18 protein-coding genes are annotated in these 21,469 nt (G+C 57.7%); 10 read left to right on the top strand and 8 right to left on the bottom strand.

What is annotated here, in order from left to right:
* Positions 1–92: 92 nt before the first annotated feature.
* From QLG09_RS06425 to QLG09_RS06410, 4 genes are all read left to right on the top strand, one after another.
* The gene (locus QLG09_RS06425; RefSeq protein WP_282488780.1) at positions 93–1,214 is read left to right on the top strand and encodes an efflux RND transporter periplasmic adaptor subunit; all 1,122 of its coding nucleotides are present in this window, start codon (positions 93–95) and stop codon (positions 1,212–1,214) included.
* On the top strand, positions 1,214–4,324 hold the full coding sequence (locus QLG09_RS06420; protein ID WP_282488779.1) for an efflux RND transporter permease subunit: 3,111 nt from the start codon (positions 1,214–1,216) through the stop codon (positions 4,322–4,324). Before QLG09_RS06425 ends, QLG09_RS06420 begins: the two co-directional genes overlap by 1 nt.
* Positions 4,324–5,688 carry a TolC family protein gene (locus QLG09_RS06415; RefSeq protein ID WP_025206513.1) on the top strand — a complete coding sequence of 455 codons (1,365 nt, stop codon included), beginning with the start codon at positions 4,324–4,326 and terminating at the stop codon, positions 5,686–5,688. Before QLG09_RS06420 ends, QLG09_RS06415 begins: the two co-directional genes overlap by 1 nt.
* 131 nt (positions 5,689–5,819) lie before the next feature.
* On the top strand, positions 5,820–6,116 hold the full coding sequence (locus QLG09_RS06410) for a YicS family protein (protein ID WP_020882719.1): 297 nt from the start codon (positions 5,820–5,822) through the stop codon (positions 6,114–6,116).
* Positions 6,117–6,143: 27 nt separating this feature from the next.
* Here QLG09_RS06410 and QLG09_RS06405 read toward each other — a convergent pair whose 3' ends face one another.
* Positions 6,144–7,094: a LacI family DNA-binding transcriptional regulator gene (locus QLG09_RS06405; protein WP_014168010.1), complete on the bottom strand. Its 951-nt coding sequence runs from the start codon at positions 7,092–7,094 to the stop codon at positions 6,144–6,146.
* A gap of 293 nt (positions 7,095–7,387) precedes the next feature.
* Between QLG09_RS06405 and QLG09_RS06400 the strand changes: the two genes are divergently transcribed.
* From QLG09_RS06400 to QLG09_RS06375, 6 genes are all read left to right on the top strand, one after another.
* A complete protein-coding gene (locus QLG09_RS06400) occupies positions 7,388–7,702 on the top strand; it encodes a PTS sugar transporter subunit IIB (RefSeq protein ID WP_078775090.1) in 315 nt (104 codons plus the stop codon).
* 11 nt (positions 7,703–7,713) lie between these two features.
* Positions 7,714–9,039, top strand: coding sequence for a PTS cellobiose transporter subunit IIC (locus QLG09_RS06395; protein ID WP_014168008.1), 1,326 nt, complete (start codon positions 7,714–7,716; stop codon positions 9,037–9,039).
* A gap of 17 nt (positions 9,040–9,056) precedes the next feature.
* Positions 9,057–10,439: a glycoside hydrolase family 1 protein gene (locus QLG09_RS06390; RefSeq protein WP_020882721.1), complete on the top strand. Its 1,383-nt coding sequence runs from the start codon at positions 9,057–9,059 to the stop codon at positions 10,437–10,439.
* Complete coding sequence (locus QLG09_RS06385) at positions 10,439–10,741, top strand: PTS lactose/cellobiose transporter subunit IIA (RefSeq protein WP_014168006.1); 303 nt, start codon at positions 10,439–10,441, stop codon at positions 10,739–10,741. Before QLG09_RS06390 ends, QLG09_RS06385 begins: the two co-directional genes overlap by 1 nt.
* A 138-nt stretch (positions 10,742–10,879) precedes the next feature.
* Complete coding sequence (locus QLG09_RS06380; protein WP_014168005.1) at positions 10,880–12,259, top strand: carbohydrate porin; 1,380 nt, start codon at positions 10,880–10,882, stop codon at positions 12,257–12,259.
* A gap of 151 nt (positions 12,260–12,410) precedes the next feature.
* Positions 12,411–13,316 carry a DMT family transporter gene (locus QLG09_RS06375; protein ID WP_282488778.1) on the top strand — a complete coding sequence of 302 codons (906 nt, stop codon included), beginning with the start codon at positions 12,411–12,413 and terminating at the stop codon, positions 13,314–13,316.
* A gap of 48 nt (positions 13,317–13,364) precedes the next feature.
* On the opposite strand, the gene nepI is transcribed toward QLG09_RS06375, so the two are convergent.
* The 7 genes from nepI to uhpA form a co-directional block, all read right to left on the bottom strand.
* Positions 13,365–14,555, bottom strand: a complete 1,191-nt coding sequence (gene nepI, locus QLG09_RS06370) for a purine ribonucleoside efflux pump NepI (protein WP_044865934.1) — start codon at positions 14,553–14,555, stop codon at positions 13,365–13,367.
* A 167-nt stretch (positions 14,556–14,722) separates the two neighbouring features.
* Positions 14,723–15,175, bottom strand: coding sequence for a DUF1198 domain-containing protein (locus tag QLG09_RS06365; protein ID WP_014167992.1), 453 nt, complete (start codon positions 15,173–15,175; stop codon positions 14,723–14,725).
* 186 nt (positions 15,176–15,361) lie between these two features.
* A complete protein-coding gene (locus QLG09_RS06360) occupies positions 15,362–16,366 on the bottom strand; it encodes an alpha/beta hydrolase (RefSeq protein WP_020882732.1) in 1,005 nt (334 codons plus the stop codon).
* A gap of 154 nt (positions 16,367–16,520) precedes the next feature.
* Complete coding sequence (gene uhpT, locus QLG09_RS06355; protein ID WP_020882733.1) at positions 16,521–17,912, bottom strand: hexose-6-phosphate:phosphate antiporter; 1,392 nt, start codon at positions 17,910–17,912, stop codon at positions 16,521–16,523.
* A gap of 132 nt (positions 17,913–18,044) precedes the next feature.
* A complete protein-coding gene (locus QLG09_RS06350) occupies positions 18,045–19,364 on the bottom strand; it encodes an MFS transporter (RefSeq protein WP_282488777.1) in 1,320 nt (439 codons plus the stop codon).
* Entirely contained in the window at positions 19,357–20,862 is a 1,506-nt protein-coding gene (gene uhpB, locus QLG09_RS06345; RefSeq protein WP_025206526.1) for a signal transduction histidine-protein kinase/phosphatase UhpB, read from the bottom strand. Before uhpB ends, QLG09_RS06350 begins: the two co-directional genes overlap by 8 nt.
* Entirely contained in the window at positions 20,859–21,452 is a 594-nt protein-coding gene (gene uhpA, locus QLG09_RS06340; protein ID WP_014167987.1) for a transcriptional regulator UhpA, read from the bottom strand. Before uhpA ends, uhpB begins: the two co-directional genes overlap by 4 nt.
* Positions 21,453–21,469: the final 17 nt, after the last annotated feature.

Below are 21,469 nucleotides of genomic sequence, written 5' to 3'. Positions count from 1 at the left end.
CTGCCGGAGATGCGGTATCGCTGTGCCTTTAAATAGCCCCCTTCCTTGTTAAGCCATTAACAGGGCAGGCATCGTTCACCCTGGAAAAAATTATGAAAGCCATAACAACCTCCATCGCAGCATTATTCCTCCTGACGGGGTGCGATAATGCACAAACATCTGCTCCTCAACATCCCCTCCCGCAAGTGGGGATTGTTACGCTCCTGAGCCAACCCGTTTCCGTGGTCAGTGAACTGACCGGACGCACCACGGCCGCCATGAGCGCGGAAGTGCGTCCTCAGGTGGGCGGCATTATTCAGAAACGGCTCTTTACCGAAGGCGATACCGTGCAAGCCGGACAGGCGCTGTATCAAATTGACCCTTCCAGCTACCGCGCCGCCTACGATGAAGCCGCCGCGGCCCTGAAACAGGCGCAGGCGCTGGTGCAGGCCGATTGCCAGAAAGCTCAACGCTATACACAACTGGTGAAAGACGACGGCGTATCGCGTCAGGATGCCGAAGATGCAAAGTCCACCTGCGCGCAGGACAAGGCCAGCGTGGAGTCGAAAAAAGCAGCCCAGGAAAGCGCGCGCATTAACCTCAACTGGACCACGGTGACCGCCCCGATTGCCGGACGTATTGGCATCTCTTCGGTCACCCCCGGCGCACTGGTCACTGCCCAGCAAGAGACCGCGCTCGCCACCATTCGCGGCCTGGACAATATGTACGTCGATTTAACCCGCTCCAGCGCCGATCTTCTGCGATTACGCAAACAAACGCTTGCCAGCAACAGCGAGACATTGAGCGTGTCGTTGATCCTTGAAGATGGCAGCACCTATCAGGAAAAAGGCCGTCTCGCCCTGACTGAAGTGGCAGTGGACGAATCCACCGGGTCGGTCACACTGCGCGCCGTCTTCCCCAACCTGCAGCATCAGCTTCTGCCCGGGATGTTTGTTCGCGCCAGAGTGGATGAAGGGGTAATGAGCGAGGCCATCCTCGCCCCGCAGCAGGGAATTACCCGAGATGCCAAAGGCAACGCCACCGCGCTGGTGGTGGGGGCCGGCAATAAGGTGGAACAACGTCAGCTGGAAACGGGTGACACCTACGGCGACAAATGGCTGGTGCTGAGTGGACTGAAGGCTGGCGATAAGCTGATTGTGGAAGGCACCGATAAAGTGACCGCCGGTCAGCAAGTTAATGCCGAAGAGATGAAAACCGCGGGAGGAAACGCCTGATGTTTTCCCGCTTCTTCGTGCGTCGCCCGGTTTTTGCCTGGGTGATTGCTATTCTGATTATGCTCGCCGGGGTGCTGGCAATCCGTACCCTGCCCGTCGCGCAGTATCCCGACGTCGCCCCGCCGTCGATAAAAATCTCTGCCACCTACACTGGCGCGTCGGCACAGACTCTGGAAAACAGCGTCACCCAGGTCATTGAGCAACAGCTGACCGGGCTGGATAACCTGCTCTATTTTACCTCCACCAGCAGTTCGGACGGCTCGGTAAGCATCACCGTCACGTTCGAACAGGGAACCGACCCGGATACCGCGCAGGTTCAGGTGCAGAACAAAGTTCAGCAGGCCGAGTCGCGCTTGCCGACCGAGGTACAGCAGGCCGGCATTACGGTGCAAAAATCGCAGAGTAACTTCCTGCTGATCATGGGCGTGTACGATAAAACCGACCACGCCAGCAGTTCGGATATCGCCGACTGGCTGGTGAGTAATATGCAGGATCCGCTGGCACGCGTAGAGGGCGTCGGCAGCCTGCAGGTGTTTGGTGCGGAATACGCCATGCGCATCTGGCTTGACCCGGCAAAGCTGGCGTCGTACTCGCTGATGCCATCCGACGTTCAGAGCGCTATTGAAGCGCAGAACGTGCAGGTTTCCGCCGGTAAAATCGGTGCTTTACCCGCGTCCGGTACCCAGCAGTTGACCGCCACCGTGCGTGCCCAGTCGCGCCTGCAGACGGTCGATCAGTTTAAAAATATCATCGTTAAGAGCCAGTCCAGCGGCGCAGTGGTGCGTATCGGCGACGTGGCGCGCGTGGAGATGGGCAGCGAGGATTACACGGCTACCGCCAGGCTGAATGGCCACCCGGCAGCCGGTATGGCGGTGATGCTCTCGCCGGGCGCAAATGCGCTCAATACCGCCACCGCGGTGAAAGATAAAATTGCCGAATTCAAACGGGCTATGCCGGAAGGCTATGACGTGGCCTATCCGAAAGACAGCACCGAGTTCATTAAGATCTCAGTGGAAGATGTGATTCAGACGCTGTTTGAGGCCATTATCCTCGTGGTGGTGGTGATGTATCTGTTTCTGCAGAACATTCGCGCCACGCTCATCCCCGCGCTGGCGGTACCGGTGGTTCTGTTGGGCACCTTTGGCGTGCTGGCGCTGTTCGGTTATTCCATCAATACCCTGACGCTGTTTGCGATGGTGCTGGCGATAGGTCTGCTGGTCGATGACGCCATCGTGGTAGTGGAAAACGTCGAGCGCATTATGCGCGATGAAGGTCTGCCCGCCCGCGAAGCCACCGAAAAATCGATGGGCGAAATTTCCGGTGCGCTGGTCGCCATTGCGCTGGTGCTTTCCGCCGTGTTTCTGCCGATGGCCTTCTTCGGCGGCTCAACCGGCGTCATCTACCGCCAGTTTTCGGTCACCATTATCTCAGCGATGATCCTCTCGGTGGTGGTGGCGCTGACCCTGACACCCGCGCTCTGCGGCTCGGTACTGCGCCATACGCCTCCTCACAAAAAAGGGTTCTTCGGCGCCTTTAACCGCTTCTACAGTAAGACCGAGCATGGCTACCAGAATAAAGTCCTGCGCGCGCTGCGCCGCTCCGCGGGCATGCTGGTGGTCTACACCCTGCTCTGTGGCGCGATGGCCGTGGCAATGCTGAAGCTGCCCGGCAGCTTCCTGCCCACGGAGGACCAGGGTGAAATCATGGTGCAGTACACCCTGCCTGCCGGTGCGACAGCGGTACGTACCGCGGAGATCAGTCGTCAGGTTCGCGAATGGTTCCTCACTAAAGAGAAAGCCAACACCGATGTGATTTTTACGGTCGAGGGCTTTAGCTTTAGCGGCAGCGGCCAGAATGCCGGGATGGCGTTTGTCTCCCTGAAAAACTGGTCCGAGCGTAAAGGCGATGAGAACACCGCTCAGGCGATTGCCCTGCGCGCCACTCAGGAACTCGGCTCCCTTCGCGATGCCACCGTCTTTGCCATGACGCCCCCGGCCGTAGACGGCCTCGGCCAGAGCAACGGTTTTACCTTCGAGCTCATGGCCAGCGGTAGCACCGATCGCGACACGTTGCTGAAGATGCGTAATCAGCTCATCGGCCAGGCGAATCAGGACACCTCCCTGCATGCCGTTCGCGCCAATGATTTGCCGCAGATGCCGCAGCTGCAGGTGGATATCGACAACAACAAAGCCGTATCGCTGGGGCTTTCCCTGAGCGACGTCACCGATACCCTCTCCAGCGCCTGGGGCGGAACCTACGTGAATGACTTTATCGATCGGGGCCGCGTGAAAAAGGTCTACATCCAGGGAGACAGCGATTACCGCGCCGTGCCTTCCGATCTCAACAAATGGTACGTACGCGGCAGCGACAGCACCATGACGCCGTTCTCCGCTTTCGCCACCACGCGCTGGGAATATGGCCCGGAGAGTCTGGTGCGCTACAACGGCTCGGCGGCCTATGAAATTCAGGGCGAGAACGCCAGTGGTGCCAGCTCCGGTACGGCGATGACCCGGATGGAACAGCTGGCGAACAACCTGCCGGCCGGCACAACCTGGGCGTGGAGCGGGTTGTCGTTACAGGAGAAACTGGCGAGTGGTCAGGCGATGAGCTTGTATGCCCTCTCCATCCTGGTGGTATTCCTGTGCCTGGCCGCGCTGTATGAGAGCTGGTCGGTGCCGATTTCAGTCATTCTGGTGATCCCGCTTGGGGTGCTGGGTGCGGCGCTGGCCGCCTCGCTGCGCGGGCTGAGCAACGACGTCTATTTCCAGGTAGCGCTGCTGACCACCATCGGCCTGTCGTCGAAAAACGCCATTTTGATCGTTGAGTTTGCGGAGGCGAAAGTCGCGGAAGGTTACTCCCTGACGCGTGCCGCGCTGCGTGCGGCTCAGACGCGACTGCGTCCGATCATCATGACGTCGCTGGCGTTTATCGCCGGGGTAACACCGCTGGCCGTCGCCACCGGTGCAGGCGCCAACAGCCGCGTGGCGATTGGGACCGGCATCATCGGCGGGACGCTCGCGGCAACGCTGCTGGCCATCTTCTTTGTTCCATTATTCTTCGTACTGGTGAAACGTCTCTTCTCCGGTAAGCACGCAAACCGGAGGTCATAATGTTTCGTGTATCTGTTTTAGTGTTAGCGCTGCTGAGCGCAGGCTGTGTTTCGTTAGACCCTACCTATCAGCGTCCTGACGCGCCCGTCCCTGCCACGTTGCCGGGCGCCCACGGCGAAGCCACCGCCGTGGTCAGCCAGTGGCAGCAGGTGATGAACGATCACCGCCTGAACAGGGTGGTAACAATGGCACTCACCAGCAACCGCGATGTGCAAAAAGCGATTGCTGATATCGACGCCGCCCGCGCCCAGTATGGTGAGACGCGCTCGTCTCTGTTCCCGTCGGTGGATGCCAGCCTGAGCCATACCCGCAGCCGCACGCTGGCCAGCGGCGTGAGCACCAGCGATGAGGCTAACGGCGCCGTCTCCAGCTTCGAGCTGGATCTGTTTGGTCGTAACCAGAGCCTCTCGCGCGCCGCGCGTGAAACCTGGCTTGCCAGCGAGTTCACGGCGCAGAACACGCGCCTGACAATGGTCAGCGAGCTGACCACCGCCTGGATTACTCTGGCGGCAGATAACAGCAATCTGGTACTGGCAAAATCCACTCAGGAGAGCGCAGCGAACTCGCTCAAGATTGTGCAGCGTCAGCAGGACGTCGGGGTCGCCGCCGCAACGGATGTCAGCGAAGCGATGGCGGTTTATCAGCAGGCCCGCGCCAGCGTCGCCAGCTATCAGACGCTGGTGATGCAGGACAAAAACGCCCTGAATTTGCTGGCGGGCGAGACGGTACCGGAAAACCTGCTACCCGGTACGCTGGAGAGCCTGAGCGATAACGCCATCACCCTGATCCCGGCGGGCGTTAGCTCCGCCACGCTGCTGCGTCGCCCGGATATTCAGGAGGCTGAACATAACCTGTTGAGCGCGAATGCCAACATCGGTGCTGCGCGCGCCAACTTCTTCCCGACGATTTCGCTTACCGCCAGCGCCGGGGTCGGCAGCGATTCGCTCTCGTCATTGTTCAGCCACGGCATGAAGGTCTGGTCGTTCGCGCCGTCCATCTCCCTGCCGCTGTTCAGCGGCGGCAATAACATGGCGCAACTGCGCTATGCCGAAGCGGAGAAAAAAGGGCTGATTGCCACCTATGAGAAAACCATCCAGAGCGCGTTCAAAGATGTAGCTGATGCGCTGGCGCGCCGCGAAACCCTGAGTGAAGAGCTTGACGCGCAACGTGAATACGTGGCGGCAGAGCAAAAAACGCTGGATGTGGCAACGCGCAGCTATCAGGTGGGGGCGGGTGATTACCTGACCGTTCTCACCGCGCAGCGCGCCCTGTGGTCGGCACGGGCATCATTGATTGCCCTGCAGCAGACCGACTTTGAAAACCGTATTACGCTGTGGCAGTCGCTGGGCGGAGGGATTCAATAACCGCCGGTGCCGGTCCGGGTGCAGGGTTCTCATACGCAGGAAGACAAAAATTCATACTTTCGGCTGGCGTCGCTACACTGAATGTAACGATATATTTCATGGGAAGCCTGTGACGTCTAAAGGGGATTTTGATGAAAGCTGCACACCTGGTTTGCCTGCTCGTTTGTCTGCTCTTCGCCGCGTTTGTCCATGCCCAGGAAAAAGACGATCCCGTGAAAGAGGCCCAGATAAAGCAGCAGATCCTTAAAGATGTGAAGAAGGCCTGCACGCCCCAGAAAAAGCAGAGCGATAAAGCCTGGCAGGCGATGATTTTGTCGTCTGAGGCCAATCAACTGTTGATCAAAAACGCCATCACGGCCGTGAAGCGCGACAATCTGGATGCTTACTGGGACGCGGTCAGTCAGGTGGATTGTATGGAAGATTATTAAGCGTGAAGCCAGGCTTCACGCTTTTTTTTAGCGCTTTCGTACATCCGGAATAATCAAATCCCCGCGCAGAACATAGGACCCCAGCATCTGCGTTTTCTCCGTCAGCCAGCCCACAATACGTGCCGCCATAGCATCCATCGAGTATTCGATGGCCGGGATCACCGGGATACCTGGCAGATGCAGCGATCCGGCAAGGCTAAAGACCATAATGTCGTCCGGAACGGATTTATTAAACGCCTGCAGCTGCGGGATCACCCGCTGAGCTTCCTGTTCGTCCGCCACCAGCAGCGCGTTAAAATTCAGCGTGCTCGCATTGTTAAGCAACTCCTGCAGCGCAACGGATGAGGAGGTGGCATCCATAAAGACGAGGTTGCGATTAAAGGGCAGAAAATTTTTCTCCAGCGCGTGTTTATAGCCCAGCAACACCTGGTCGGCGAAACCGCTGCCTTGCGGATGGATCAGGGCTATCTGGCGTCGCCCCTGGCTGGTCAGATAGTTACAGGCGGTTTCGGCGGCAAAGGCGTGATCGAACTGGATGCTGTTGGAATTATCGGACTCCATACAGTCAACGAGAATGACATTGTCCATCTCGACGTCCAGCGGGAAACGCGCGCCAATCACCAGGATGTCATCACATAACCCACAGGAAAGTTCTTCCAGGGCGTGCATCACTTCCGCTTTGGTATGCGCGAAGCGCAACAGCAGATGTTTTTGATGCTGGCTGAGGTGCTTTTCCAGCGCGTAAAGATAACCGGTGGTCTGGTTAATATTCTCCTGCGCGCAAATCACCCCAATACACCCCGTCGACTGGCTCAGCAGCGACTGCGCAATTACATTGGGCCGGTAGTTCAGTTCATCAACCGCTTTTAAAACGGCCTGGCGGCTGGCTTCCTTTACGCCACGCGACCCACTCAACACTCGCGATACCGTGGCTTTAGACACCCCGGCAAGACGTGATACATCATTGATTGTCGACATCTCTTTCCCCTGGCAGGCTTACTTCGCACCTGCAAATTCCATCACCGCTACGGCTCATATTATAGCCAGAATGGAGTATATCCTTTTCCGTTTTTCATGGAAACCGATTTTCCATTTCAACTCAAAATGATGTCAAAACGCGCAAATTATGTGACATGCATCTGGTTAATTAGCGTCATAAGTAGTGGATCTTGATGGTTGTCACACTTCTGTCTTTTATAAATGGAAACCGGTTTCCGTATAATGTCCAATCATCCTCGCAATAACTTTTTACATTTAGAGGATGGTTGTCGATGTTCAAGATTATGCTGTGTTGCTCTGCCGGGATGTCCACCAGCCTGCTGGTCAGCAAAATGGTCGATGTCGCGAAAGAGCGCGGGTTGCCGGTAAAAATAGACGCGTATGGCGTTTCCGAATTTGATACGCAGTTTCCGCAGTACCAGGTTGTCCTTCTCGGACCCCAGGTGAAGTACATGTTACAGACACTCTCAGACAAGGCGGCTACAAAGGGCATCCCGGTCCAACCCATCGACATGATGGATTACGGTATGCAACGTGGCGATAAAGTACTGGACTATGCTCTGTCGCTCATCGACGCGGCACACTAAAAGGTGTTCACATGAGTTCGTTATATCAATCAATGGTCGCGGTTATTGAGCAGTCAATTACCCCGCTGGCCGCGAAGCTCGGCCAGCAAAAGTATGTGATTGCCATCCGCGACGGCTTTACCGCCGCGCTGCCGTTTATGATCATCGGCTCGTTTATGCTGGTGTTCATCTTCCCGCCCTTCTCCGCGGATACGACGAACAGCTTTGCCCGCGGCTGGCTGGATTTCTCCCAGACTTACCGTGAACAGCTGATGCTGCCGTTCAACCTCAGCATGGGCGTGATGACGTTCTTCATTTCGGTGGGGATTGGTGCAAGCCTGGGGCGTCAGTTTAACCTCGATCCGGTGATGTCCGGTCTGCTGGCCTTTATGGCCTTCCTGCTGGTGGCGGCTCCGTATGCCGACGGCAAGATCTCGACCCAGTACCTCTCCGGCCAGGGGATTTTCACCGCGCTGATTACCGCCATCTACTCCACCCGCGTGTATGCGTGGCTGAAGCAGAACAACGTGACCATCCGTCTGCCGAAAGAAGTGCCGACCGGTGTGGCGCGTTCGTTTGAGATCCTGATCCCGGTCATGGTGGTGATCGGTACCCTGCACCCGCTGAACCTGTTTATCGAAGCACAAACCGGGATGATTATCCCGCAGGCGATTATGCACCTGCTGGAACCGCTGGTCTCTGCATCTGACTCCCTGCCTGCCATTCTGCTCTCCGTGCTGCTGTGCCAGATCTTCTGGTTTGCCGGTATCCACGGCTCGCTGATTGTCACCGGCATCATGAACCCGTTCTGGATGGCCAACCTGTCCGCAAACCAGGCGGCACTGGCGGCTGGCGCGGCGCTGCCACACGTTTACCTGCAGGGTTTCTGGGACCACTACCTGCTGATTGGCGGCGTCGGCTCCACGCTTCCGCTGGCCTTCCTGCTGCTGCGCAGCCGCGTCACGCACCTGCGCACCATCGGCAAAATGGGCGTTGTGCCCAGCTTCTTTAACATCAACGAACCGATTCTGTTCGGCGCGCCAATCATCATGAACCCGATGCTGTTTATCCCGTTCGTGTTTGTTCCGCTGGTGAACGCCTGCCTGGCGTACGGCGCCACCAAAATGGGCTGGCTGGCACAGGTGGTGTCGTTAACCCCGTGGACGACCCCGGCCCCTATTGGCGCATCGTGGGCGGCAAACTGGGCGTTGAGCCCGGTGGTGATGTGTCTGGTGTGTATGGTGATGTCAGCGCTGATGTACCTGCCGTTCCTGCGTGCTTACGAGCGTACGTTGATGAAAAACGAAGAGCAGAAAGCCCAGGCAACCGTCGGTGCCGCTGAAACAGCAAGTCATTAAGTCAAAGAGGAAAGGTCATGAAATACGCATTTCCCGATAATTTCTGGTGGGGCAGCGCAAGCTCCGCCCTCCAGACCGAAGGGACACGAGAGGGTGAAACCACCTGGGATTACTGGTTTGCCCGCGAGCCGAACCGTTTTCATAATGGCGTGGGACCGCAGCACACCTCCACGTTTTATCAACACTGGAAAACGGACATTCAGCTGTTAAAGCAGCTGAACCACAACAGCTTTCGCACCTCGATTAGCTGGGCGCGCCTGATCCCCGACGGTATCGGTGAAGTGAACCCGGAAGCGGTCGATTTTTATCATCAGGTCATTGATGAGCTGATTGAACAGGGTATTACCCCGTTTATCACCCTGTTCCACTTCGACATGCCGATGGCGATGCAGGAGATTGGCGGCTGGGAAAACCGCAACGTGGTGGACGCTTACGCCCGCTATGCGCAGATTTGCTTCGATCTGTTTGGCGATCGCGTGCTGCACTGGTTTACCTTCAACGAGCCGATTGTGCCGGTGGAAGGCGGCTATCTGTACGATTTCCACTATCCCAACGTGGTGGATTTTCGTCGTGCGGCCACCGTGGCGTATCACACCGTGCTGGCGCATGCGCAGGCGGTACGCGCTTACCGTGCCGGGCACTACGCCGGGGAGATCGGTATCGTACTGAACCTGACGCCGTCCTATCCGCGCTCGCAAAACCCGGCTGACGTCAAAGCGGCACACATTGCGGACCTGATGTTTAACCGCAGCTTCCTTGACCCCGTCCTGCGCGGTGAATACCCGGCGGATCTGGTGGCGTTGCTGAAATCTTACGATCAGCTCCCCGCCTGCAAACCGGAAGACAGTTTCCTGATTGCGGAAGGAAAAATCGACCTGCTCGGCATTAACTATTATCAGCCGCGTCGCGTGAAATGCCGTGACAGTGCGGTGAACCCACAGGCACCGTTTATGCCGGAGTGGTTCTTTGATAATTACGAAATGCCTGGCCGCAAGATGAATCCATACCGTGGCTGGGAAATTTATGAGCCGGGTATTTACGATATTCTGATTAACCTGCGCGACAATTACGGTAACCCACGCTGCTTTATTTCTGAGAACGGTATGGGTGTCGAAAATGAACAGCGCTTTATTGAGAATGGTCAGATAAACGATCAATACCGCATCGATTTTATTTCCGAACATTTGGCCTGGCTGCATAAAGGTATTAGCGAAGGGTGCCAGTGTCTTGGCTACCATATGTGGACCTTTATTGATAACTGGTCGTGGTGTAATGCGTATAAAAATCGCTACGGATTTATCCAGCTCGATTTAACTACCCAGCAGCGCACCATCAAGAAAAGCGGCGAGTGGTTTGCCGCCACCGCATTAAATAACAGTTTTGACAGAGAGTCAGTGTAATGATCGCATTAGAAGAAGCCGTAATGGAAATTATCGTCAACGCCGGTCAGTCGCGTAGCCTGTGCTTTGAAGCTCTGCACGCGGCGCGTCAGGGCAACCTTGACGAAGCCAAAAGCCTGCTGCGCGAAGCCGATGGCTACGCGCGCCAGGCGCACAAAATGCAGACAAAACTGATCGAACAGGATGCGGGCGAAGCCCGCCAGCCGATGACCTTAATAATGGTTCACGCGCAGGATCATTTAATGAATTCCCTGCTGGCACGTGAATTATCCGAAGAAATAATCCATTTATATCAGAGATAATGTATGGCGAAAAAACGTTAATGTAATCACTCTGTACCTAAAATAGAAATCCACTTGTTCTGATGATAGCGACAAACTCTGTCAGATCGGAGCGGGATGGTTATTGTCTGAATAAAATTAAACTATATTGAGATAACCATGAATTATATTAAAAAACTTCCATTAACCATGGCGGTTGTCGCCGCGCTTTGCCCAATTTCTGTACTCGCACAAGAATTTACGCAAGAGCAAATCGACGCCATCGTGGCGAAAGCGGTAGACAAAGCGCTGGCCGAACGGCAGGCCAAAATGGACGCCGCCGTCGCGAAAAAAGCGGACGTGGTCACCGAACCGCAAAGCGCAGCGCAATCACCGGACCTCGCGATTCCGTTTGGGGTTAAATTTACCGGCTATGCCCGCTACGGCGCGCACTTCCAGGCAGCCGATCAGAAATACGTGGCGGTAGACGGTTCCTATAACGGTGCATCCGCAATCGGTCGTCTGGGTAACGAAGGCAACGGCGGTGAATTCCAGCTCTCCAAAGCCTTCAAGGGCGACAACGGTGCCATCTGGGACATCAACGTGATGATCGACCACTGGGGCGACGAGGTTAACCTGAAAAAAGCCTATGCCGGTGTGACCAACATTATGGCCTCCAACCCGAACGCCTACTTCTGGGCCGGCCGTGACTTCCACCAGCGTCCACAGCAGGGTATCAACGATTACTTCTGGATGAACCACGACGGCCAGGGTGCCGGGGTGAAGAACTTCGACATCGGCGGCGTGCAGTTTGACGTTGCCGCGGTGGCCGCGGTGGAATCCTGTAGTCCGGAAGTGATGGAAGATGAGGCGAACCCGTCGCGCATTACCTGTACCGGCGGTTCCGGCACGGGCGACAAAGGTAACTACGCTGCGACCTCAAAAATCCACGGCATGAAAGTCGGCCCGCTGGATCTGGAGCTGTACGCGAACTACGGTTTTGACTCCAAAGCCATTGAGAGTGAAGAGCGTCTGAAGGCCTGGCAGGGCGGCGTGGTGCTGAGCCACACCAACGACAGCGGCGTGAATAAGGTGATTGCCCGTTATTCTGATAACGCGGACAACAGCGTATTCAACAAAACCGAGGATCTGACCACGGTCTACGCCAGCTTCGAAGGGCTGTACAAATTCACCCAGGCCACGCAGGTGGAGTACATCCTCGCCTTCCACGACTATGACAACAGCCGTGACAAGACCGACAACCGTAAGAACTACAACGCCATCGTGCGTCCGATGCACTGGTGGAACGACGTTCACTCCACCTGGCTGGAAGCAGGCTGGCAGCACGTGGATTACGACAATGGCGGTGATAACAAAGGCTGGAAGCTGACCCTGTCGCAGAACATGTCCATCGCCATGGGGCCAGAGTTCCGCCCAATGCTGCGCTTCTACGTGACCGGCGGCAAAGTGGATAACGAACGCACCGCCCGTGTGAACGGTACAAAAGATGAGACGCTGGATGATTTCAACGTCGGCGCGATGTGGGAAGCGTGGTTCTAAGCAAGGTAAAAGCAAAACGGCAACGCATGTTGCCGTTTTTCGTGTTTGCACCCTCTCCCGTGGGAGAGGGCCGGGGTGAGGGCATCAGGCCACACCGCACCCGGCAAGACCCATGTTATGCTACACAAAAACCAACATAACAGGGGAGAACATGGGTTCCACACGTAAAGGAATGCTCAACGTTCTGATCGCCGCCGTTTTATGGGGCAGCTCAGGGGTTTGCGCGCAGTACATCATGGAGAAAAGCCAGATCTCGTCCCCTTACCTGACGATGATTCGCCTGCTGTTTACCGGCGTCATCTTGCTGACCCTCTCCTTCGTTCATGGCGACAAGATTTTCTCGGTCATCAAACATCGTAAAGACGCCCTCAGCCTGCTGTTTTTCTCGCTGGTTGGTGCGCTCACCGTCCAGCTCACCTTCCTGCTGACGATTGAAAAATCCAACGCGGCGACGGCCACCGTGCTGCAGTTTCTCTCGCCAACGATCATCGTCGCCTGGTTCGCGCTGGCGAGGAAAAAACGTCCCGGCGTGTTTGTTTTATCCGCCATTTTGACGTCACTTGTCGGCACCTTCCTGCTGGTCACCCACGGCGATCCGACCTCGCTCTCCATCTCCCCTGCCGCCCTGTTCTTCGGTATCGCCTCAGCCTTTGCCGCCGCGTTTTATACAACCTACCCGTCGACGCTTATCGCCCGCTACGGCACGCTGCCGATTGTTGGCTGGAGTATGTTAATCGCGGGGGTCGTACTGACGCCGTTCTACGCCGGACGCGAGACCACATTTGTGATTGATGGCAGCCTGCTGCTGGCGTTTTTCTATCTGGTGGTGATTGGCACGGCGCTGACGTTCAGCCTGTATCTGAAAGGCGCGCAGATGATTGGCGGGCCGAAGGCGAGCATTCTGAGCTGTGCCGAGCCGCTGAGCAGCGCCCTGCTGTCGGTGATTTTGCTTGGGGTGGCGTTTACGCTGCCGGACTGGCTGGGCACGCTGTTGATTGTGTCGTCGGTGGTACTGATTTCGATGGATTCGAGAAGACGGGTTCAGACATCGGCGTAGCCTGATGCCCTCACCCCATCCCTCTCCCACGGGAGAGGGAGAAAAGCATTACTTCGCCTTAACCTTCCCCGCCACCAGCAGCGCGGTCAGCAGCATCAGGGTTCCTGAAATCACCAGCGGTGACGTCAGCCCCAGATGGTCCAGCGCAACGCCGCCGATCGCCGCACCGCAGGTGTTCGCCAGCTGGATCACCGCGACCTGAATCGACCCGGCTTTTTCCGCCTGATCGGCGAGCGAGCGGGTGATCCACGTCGACCAGCCCACCGGCACTAGCGCAAAAGCAAAGCCCCAGATAATCGCAATCGCCGACGCAACCCACTTATCGCTGCCCCACAGCACCAATACCGCAGCGCTAATTGCCAGCACCAGCGGCGCGCCTGCCAGCGCCACTTTCAGGGAACGCTTCAGGAACGCGGACGATAGCGAGGTGCCGACAAAGCTGGCGATACCGAAGCTCAGGAGCACCAGCGTCAGGCCATCCACATCAAACCCGGCCATGTTCATGAATACCGGGCGGATATAGGTGAAGAAGGCAAACTGTCCGGCAAATGCCATAAAGATGGCGGTCATCCCCGCCAGCACGCCCGGGCGCTTCAGCAGGCTGAACATATTCTGTTTATGGTGTGCCGCTTCCCCCGGTAAGGACGGCAGCGCTTTCCAGACCCAGAGAATGCAAAGCACCCCCATCACCGCGGCAGCGTTAAAGACGTTACGCCAGCCGATGATCCCGCCAAGGAAACTGCCCAACGGCGCAGCAATGACCAGCGCAATCGAAACAGCACCAAAGATCACGGAGAGGGCTTTCGGCACGGTGCGCGCGGGAACCAGACGCATGGTGAGCGAGGCCGACATCGCCCAGAAGCCGCCTAATCCCAGCCCCAGACAGGCGCGACCCAGCAGCAGCAGGGTGAAGTTATTGGCAAAAGAGACCAGCAGGCAGGAGAGCGTCAGCAGCACGCTGAACAGAATGACCACTTTGCGGCGGTCGATGGTGCCAATCACCTGGGTAATAAACAGGCTCGCGAACATCGCCACAAACGCAGTCACGGTAACAGACTGCCCCGCCACGCCTTCGGAAATGCCCAGATCCTGCGCCATCGGCGTCAACAGGCTCACCGGCAGAAACTCAACGGTAATCAGGCAGGCAACGCAAAATGCCACGGAGAAAACCGCCGACCAGTTGGGACGAGTGACCTCCTGGGTCTGCGGTCTGGGCGTGGGCTGAATGTGTTCTGTCATGGCGTCACCTGAAGATAAAAACGTGCGGAAAAGTCGCGCAGTTTATCATCAAAAGTGTGATGGATTTAACGTTTCAACAACTTTCGTCGTATTTTTATCGGGCAGCGCGCACCTGTAAGACCCGCTAAGCACAGCGCCACCGGGACCGGCGGCAGGAGCAGGTACTATCAATGCAAATAAAACACGCCCTCTTCCGGCAGGAAAAGCTGGTTATAGCGCAACTGGAAGGCGTTTAGCTCCTGCGGATCGGGCTCCATTTCACGCATAAAACCCAGCGTCAGACGGACCTGCGCGTCCGTGATCGGCGCGGCCAGACGGGCTTTACGCAGCATACGGTGCCAGGCAAGCAAATTCTCTTCACTGCCGTCGACAATGCAGACCTGCCAGATCAGCAGCACCTGCGCCGCGTTTTGCAGATGCGCTTCGTCCGGGCGTTCAAGGTAGCGGATAAACTCATTGCCGGGCGTTTTACCGAACTGATCGATCATCGATTCTACAGGAACCGGGGTGATCCCCAGCCGCTCGCTCAGGCGTTTAATTGCGCGACGTGAATCTGAGGTCAGGACCCGAAATCCCACCACAAACACCACGGCAAGCGTTGCCAGCATTATCCAGACCATGCGTTCTCCTCTACGTCAGCCGCTCATCATAGCGGGAAACGCGCGGCGTCGACAGCGGGCAAGGTCATAATAGTGCAGTGAAAAAAGGTGGAAAATCGTTATGAGGGCAGCGCCAGGTATGCTGGCGTGTAGTGCGCGGAAGACAGCCCGCGCAGAACGGGCTGCGGGGCTGTTGCTTTAGACCGGTCAGCGTGCCTGCAGCCCTTTCAGCAGCGCGTCATGGAAGCGCTGAGGGTCCTGCATCTGAGGCGCATGGCCCATGTCGTTAAACTCAACCAGCGTCGCATGCGGAATGCGTTTTTCCGTCTCCTTACCCAGTACTGCATAGTTGCCCAGCGTCTTGCGGATCGCCGGCGGGGCGAGGTCTTTCCCGATGGCGGTGTTGTCTTTGGTGCCGATCATCAATAATACCGGCATCTTCAGTTCACCAAATTCGTAGATCACCGGCTGGGTATAAATCATGTCGTAGAGCAGGGCTGAGTTCCAGGCGACACGCGTTTTGCCCGGCCCATTGTTCAACCCGGCCAGCATCGTCACCCAACGCTCATACTCCGGCTTCCACTCCCCGGCATAGTAGGTATTTTTCTCGTACTGACGAATACCATCGGCGCTGGTTTTAAGTTCACGCTGATACCACTGATCGACCGTAATATGCGGTACGCCGCGGGCTTTCCAGTCTTCTAAACCAATCGGGTTAACCATCACCAGCTGTTCCACTTCCTGCGGCCACATCAGCGCGTAGCGGGTCGCCAGCATGCCGCCGGTCGAGTGCCCAATAACCGTCACGCGATCGACGCCGAGCTGCTTAAGCAACGCGTGGGTGTTATCCGCCAGCTGCTGGAAGGTGTACTGGTAATGCTCGGGTTTGGTGGATTTACAAAAACCAATCTGGTCTGGTGCCACCACGCGGTATCCGCTGGCGGAAAGTGCGCGGATAGTCCCCTCCCACGTTCCGGCGCAGAAGTTTTTACCGTGCATCAGCACCACGGTGCGGCCGTTGGGTTTTTCTGGCTTAACGTCCAGATAGGCCATATCAAGCGGCTGATGTTGCGAGGTAAAGGTGAAATGCTTAACCGGCCAGGCGTAATCAAACCCCTCCAGCTTCTCGCCGTACGTCGGCGCATCCGCCGCCAGGGCGGGGGAGGCAAGCGCCACCAATAGCGCAAGACAGGATAGTCGTCGGTTTACCATGCAAGCTCTCCATAACAAAACGGACAAAAGCCGCGGGGTGCGGCAGCAAAATTAAAATGTAGAGCATTGCAGGGAGCGGGTCTGTAAAGGGGGGTAAAGGTGGGATGTAAAAAAAAGCCCGGCGGTCAACCGGGCAAAGAAGTTACCTGCACACTCAGGCTACTTTTAATTTCTGCATCCGATTTTCACGGCGGATCTTACGTTCTTCCAGCACCGCGACCATCGCCATCAGGACGATACAGCCGATGGCGGCGGCATCCAGCGCGGCAAAGGTGCCCGCCCAGCCGGTGAGGCCGAAAATCGGCGTGCCGTCGGCGATCATACCCAGACCCAGCTTGGCGAAGCTGTCGCCGATCAGGTAGGCGAAGGTGCCTTTAATTCCATCGGCAGCGCCGATCGCTTTTTTCGGTACGAAGCCGACTGCTGCCACGCCGATCAGCAGCTGTGGACCAAACACCAGGAAGCCGAGCGCGAACAGGGACGCCAGGTAAACGTACTGGTTGCTGGCGTGCTGGTAGACGCCGAGCGTGGCGATAATCAGCGCCAGCGCGACGCAGGCCACCAGCGCGCGGCGACCATTGGCGAGGTCCGAGAGCCAGCCCCACAGCAGCGTGCCGACCAGCGCGCCCACTTCGAACAGGGTGAAGCCCTGAATCGCAACTTCTTTGGAGAGCTTCAGCTCCTGGAAGGCATACACGGTGGACCACTGGTCGATACCGATACGCACCACGTACAGGAAGATGTTGGAGAAACAGAGCAGCCAGATCACTTTGTTTTTCAGCACGTACTCAACAAAGATCTGCCATTTGGACATCTCGTTTTCTTCGGTCTCTTTGTCCTCTTCGCTGATCTCCTCGCCGAACAGCTCTTCGGCTTTGCCGAGGCCGTACGATTCCGGGGAATCGCTGCCGTAGCGCAGGCCAATAAAGCCGACAATCAGGGCGATAATCGACGGGAAGATAAACATGCCGATCACGTGGCCGTCGAACAGGTAGTTTGCGCCGAACAGCGCCACGCCTGCCGCACCCGCCCCGCCGAGGTTGTGGGAGATGTTCCACATGCCGAGGTACGAACCACGCTTGCGGCGAGGGGTCCATTTGGTGATGGTGGAGTAACTGCACGACCCGCCGGTACTCTGGAAGAAACCGCTCAGGGCGTAGAAGGCGATCATCATGAACAGGCTGACGGAGCCCGCGCCCATGCTGGCGCTGAAGCCGAGCATACAGATGGCGGAGAGGATCAGCATAAACGGCAGGAACTGCTTGGTGTTTTTGCCGTCCGCGTAGTAGGAAACGACGGTTTTACCCACGCCGTAAGTGATGGAGAAGCCCAGGCCAATCATGCCCAGCTGCGTCATGCTCAGCCCGTAGGTTGAGATCATGTCGTTCTGCGCGATGTTAAAGTTTTTGCGGATCAGGTACATGGTCAGGTAGCCGATAAAGACCACCAGGTAAGACTGCATGAACGGTTTGAACCACATCTTGCGCCGCACGTCGAGCGGCAGATCCAGGGTCGGCTTGCGCACCTGATTTAAGAAGGCCAGCATGATTGGTTTACTCCTGAGCTGATTTTTGCAGCATTGTAAAAACCAGCCGGGAGCGACGCCTGAGACAGCGTCCAGGTGAAACCAGGAAAATTTCTTAGTTTTGCGCCATTCGGGATGAAAAGGTGAAGCACATCACGCTTCGTGTGCCTCGCGCGGCGCCTGTGCATGCAGGAACGGCAGCAGCAGCAGGGCCGAAATTCCTGCCGCGATGGCGATCACGGCAAAGAAACCGCTCCAGTGCCAGACGTCGATCACCCTCGCCAGCGGCCAGCCGGAGAGCGAAGCGCCAAGGTAAGCAAACAGCCCGACAAAGCCCGTCGCTGCCCCCGCGGCGTCTTTGTGCGAACACTCCGCCGCGGCCATGCCGATCAGCATCTGCGGGCCAAAGACGAAAAAGCCGGTGGTGAAGAAACACGCCGCCTGCATCACGTAGCTGGCAAACGGCATCAGCCATAGCGAACCAACGGAAAGCAAAATCCCGGCGGCGAAGATCAGGTTCATCGGCCCACGGTTACCGTTGAAGAGCTTATCCGAGCCCCAGCCCGCCACCAGCGCGCCGATAAAGCCGCCCAGCTCGAACATCGTGACCGCCGAGTTGGCGGTCACCAGATCGACGCCCAGGGTTTCGGACATATACAGATTGCCCCAGTCGTTGATCGCCGCACGCACCACGTAGACCAGCACGTAGCAGAGGGAGAGTAACCAGATATAGGGATTTAACAGCACATATTTGGTGAGGATCTCTTTACGCGTCAGCCCTGCACCTTCCTGCTGTTGAGCGACTTCCATCTCGTCGTGCCGCCAGTCGCCTACCGCGGGCAGGCCCACGGTTTGTGGCCTGTCACGCAGTCGCCAGCAGAGAAACAGCCCGGCAACGATCGCCAGCCCGCCGGCAATCATCATTCCCGTGCGCCAGCCGTAGTGCAGCGCCGCCGCCCCGACCACCATCGGAATAAGCGCCCCTCCGACGTTATGCGCCGTGTTCCAGATAGCCCACCAGCCGCCACGCTCGTTGCGCGAGTACCAGGCGGTGAGCAGACGGGCACACACCGGCGCGCCCCATCCCTGGAAAAAGGCGTTCAACGCCCACAGCAGCGCAAAGGCCCAGAGCGAGGTGGAGAAGCCAAACAGAATGTTCACCACCCCGGTGGCAATAAGTCCAGAGCCCATAAAATAACGGGCATTCGAACGGTCGCTGACGATACCGGAGAAGAACTTCGACAGGCCGTAGGTGATGTAAAACAGCGTCGCCAGCAGGCCAATATCGGTGCGTGTCATCACCCCGCTGGCGAGGATTTCCGGCGCGGCGGCATTGACACTTTTGCGGGTAAAGTAAAAAAGCGCATACCCCAGCCAGATGGTGATCAGGATATGGCGACGCCAGTAACGATAGCGGGCGTCAATTTCACGTATATCATTTAGCGGGGCGGCATTCGCCGGGGTTTTAAACATGCTGACTCCTCAGCGGTAAACTGACGCTGACGCGCGTGCCGTGGGTGCAGGAGATGGTCAGGGTGCCACCCAACGCCTTGACGCGCTCACGCATGCCCGCCAGGCCAAAACCCAGCTGGCCGGAGCCCGGCGGCAGACCGCAGCCATCATCTTCAATCACCAGCATCAGGCGTTCATCCTGTTGCCATCCCTGCAGCGTTACCGCGCTGGCGCTGGCGTGCTTAACAATATTATTCAGCCCTTCCTGACAGACGCGGAACAGCGTGACGCGCTGACCCTCGCTCAGCAAAGATTCATTGATGCGCCAGTCAAGATGGCTGACGATCCCGCGGCTTTCCAGCTCCATCTCGCGCATCAGAGACCGTACCGCCTGCTCAAGCGTAAGATCGTCCAGCTGGCGCGGTCGCAGCCTGCCAAGCAGTCGCCGCACCGAGTCATACACGCCAAGAGAGAGCTGTTCGATATGTGCCCCGCCCTGCTTTACGCCAGCGTTTTCGGCCGCCAGACGCTGAACGATGCCTGCCTGAGTACGAATGGCGGTAATGGTCTGGCCGATGTCATCGTGCAACTCGCGGGCCACCTCCTGCCGGACGCTCTCTTCCGTTTCCAGCAGGCGTTCTGCCAGACGGCGATTACGCGCCAGCTCGGTTTGTAATGAGTGGTTAAGTTCACGCAGGCGCTGAATCCCGGCCCCCAGCAGCAGCCCGGTCAGGCTCTGGGCCAGCAGGGAGAGCAGTAAATCGACGGGGTGATCGTGCCAGGTCTGGCTGGCAATCAGCGCGATAGCGTTCATCAGGGTGGCAATCAGCGCGCCCTGCCAGCCGTAGTGCCACGCGAGGGCAATAATCGGCAACGCCAGGCAAAACGGGGTAAAGCGCGACAGCTCATCGGGCAGGCCAAGCTGCAGCCACAGGCTGATCGCAAACAGCAGCAGATACCAGATAAGATGCCGGGCGCGCCAGTTTACCGGCTGAGAGACCAGCGCCGGTCCGAGCGGCTGCCAGACGGTACTGGTGAGGTAGTGCCAGATAACCAGGCAGGTGGGAGCCAGCGTCAGACCGCCGGTCAGCGTCAGCAGAAGGGCGTTAAGCATCTCCTCCTCGCCGGTCCACGGCAGGGACTGCAACAGCGCGGCGGCAATCAGCGCAGCCCCCTGACGCAGCAGCGTGCGCCAGTCGCGCTGGTGACGATAACGGGAGATCAGCGCCACCGGGATCAGCGTGAGTACGCTGCCCGTCACCAGTAAAGGCAAGTGCGCCAGCGCCACCTCCTGCGCCAGCCAGACCAGCATCAGCCATTCGGCGCCCAGCAGTACCGGCCAGAAACCGCGCGGGCATTGCAGCATCAATCCCAGACGCAGGCCAAACGGGAAAAGCAGCACCGCCAGCTCCGGGCGTTCAACCAGATGCAGGCTGATGCTCCACAGGCAGAACCAGGCGGCGGAGAAAATGGAAAAACTGGCAGCAACGGCGATCAGCCGTGAAAACAGCGGGTTCATTGCCAGCTGTCGAACATGCGGCGCGCCAGTTCAACGTCATTACTGACGCCGAGTTTTTCCATCAGGTTAGCGCGGTGAACGTGAACGGTTTTTGGCGACAGCCCCAGGTCCACGGCAATCTCTTTCACCGACATCCCCTGCGCCAGTTTTTCTGCCACCTGACGTTCGCGTCGGGTGAGTGGGTCTTGTCGCCCTGCCGCCAGCTTGATGGCGATATCCGGCGTCAGGTAGCACCCGCCGGTGGAGACCGTGCGTACGGCAGCGATCAGTTCGTCCGGGCTGCAGCGCTTGGAAAGAAATCCACGTGCGCCTGCGTTCAGTGCCTGCTCAACCAGCGCCGGGCTGTCATGGACCGAGAGCATCACGATCGCCATCCCTTTCGGTAACTGGCTCAGCAGCTCGAGTCCGGAGAGATCCGGCATCGAGATATCGCAGATACAGACCTGGACACCGCGCCCGGGCAAACCTGCCAGCGCCTCGCGACCGGAGCCGAACTCCGCCACCACCTGAAAATCAGGCTCAAGGTTCAGCAGCTGGGCAAATCCGGAGCGGACGATGAGATGGTCGTCGATAAGGGCGATGGTGGTCATGGCGCGTTCCTGGCGGG

Origin of the sequence: Enterobacter sp. V89_11, assembly GCF_029967775.1 — a bacterium.
GTDB lineage: Bacteria > Pseudomonadota > Gammaproteobacteria > Enterobacterales > Enterobacteriaceae > Enterobacter > Enterobacter ludwigii.
This window is presented reverse-complemented; position numbering and strand designations above follow the sequence as displayed.

Coding starts and splice junctions, on each gene's coding strand:
- QLG09_RS06425 (WP_282488780.1), top strand. CDS start 93: ATGAAAGCCATAACAACCTCCATCGCAGCATTATTCCTCCTGACGGGG.
- QLG09_RS06420 (WP_282488779.1), top strand. CDS start 1,214: ATGTTTTCCCGCTTCTTCGTGCGTCGCCCGGTTTTTGCCTGGGTGATT.
- QLG09_RS06415 (WP_025206513.1), top strand. CDS start 4,324: ATGTTTCGTGTATCTGTTTTAGTGTTAGCGCTGCTGAGCGCAGGCTGT.
- QLG09_RS06410 (WP_020882719.1), top strand. CDS start 5,820: ATGAAAGCTGCACACCTGGTTTGCCTGCTCGTTTGTCTGCTCTTCGCC.
- QLG09_RS06405 (WP_014168010.1), bottom strand. CDS start 7,094: ATGTCGACAATCAATGATGTATCACGTCTTGCCGGGGTGTCTAAAGCC.
- QLG09_RS06400 (WP_078775090.1), top strand. CDS start 7,388: ATGTTCAAGATTATGCTGTGTTGCTCTGCCGGGATGTCCACCAGCCTG.
- QLG09_RS06395 (WP_014168008.1), top strand. CDS start 7,714: ATGAGTTCGTTATATCAATCAATGGTCGCGGTTATTGAGCAGTCAATT.
- QLG09_RS06390 (WP_020882721.1), top strand. CDS start 9,057: ATGAAATACGCATTTCCCGATAATTTCTGGTGGGGCAGCGCAAGCTCC.
- QLG09_RS06385 (WP_014168006.1), top strand. CDS start 10,439: ATGATCGCATTAGAAGAAGCCGTAATGGAAATTATCGTCAACGCCGGT.
- QLG09_RS06380 (WP_014168005.1), top strand. CDS start 10,880: ATGAATTATATTAAAAAACTTCCATTAACCATGGCGGTTGTCGCCGCG.
- QLG09_RS06375 (WP_282488778.1), top strand. CDS start 12,411: ATGGGTTCCACACGTAAAGGAATGCTCAACGTTCTGATCGCCGCCGTT.
- nepI (WP_044865934.1), bottom strand. CDS start 14,555: ATGACAGAACACATTCAGCCCACGCCCAGACCGCAGACCCAGGAGGTC.
- QLG09_RS06365 (WP_014167992.1), bottom strand. CDS start 15,175: ATGGTCTGGATAATGCTGGCAACGCTTGCCGTGGTGTTTGTGGTGGGA.
- QLG09_RS06360 (WP_020882732.1), bottom strand. CDS start 16,366: ATGGTAAACCGACGACTATCCTGTCTTGCGCTATTGGTGGCGCTTGCC.
- uhpT (WP_020882733.1), bottom strand. CDS start 17,912: ATGCTGGCCTTCTTAAATCAGGTGCGCAAGCCGACCCTGGATCTGCCG.
- QLG09_RS06350 (WP_282488777.1), bottom strand. CDS start 19,364: ATGTTTAAAACCCCGGCGAATGCCGCCCCGCTAAATGATATACGTGAA.
- uhpB (WP_025206526.1), bottom strand. CDS start 20,862: ATGAACCCGCTGTTTTCACGGCTGATCGCCGTTGCTGCCAGTTTTTCC.
- uhpA (WP_014167987.1), bottom strand. CDS start 21,452: ATGACCACCATCGCCCTTATCGACGACCATCTCATCGTCCGCTCCGGA.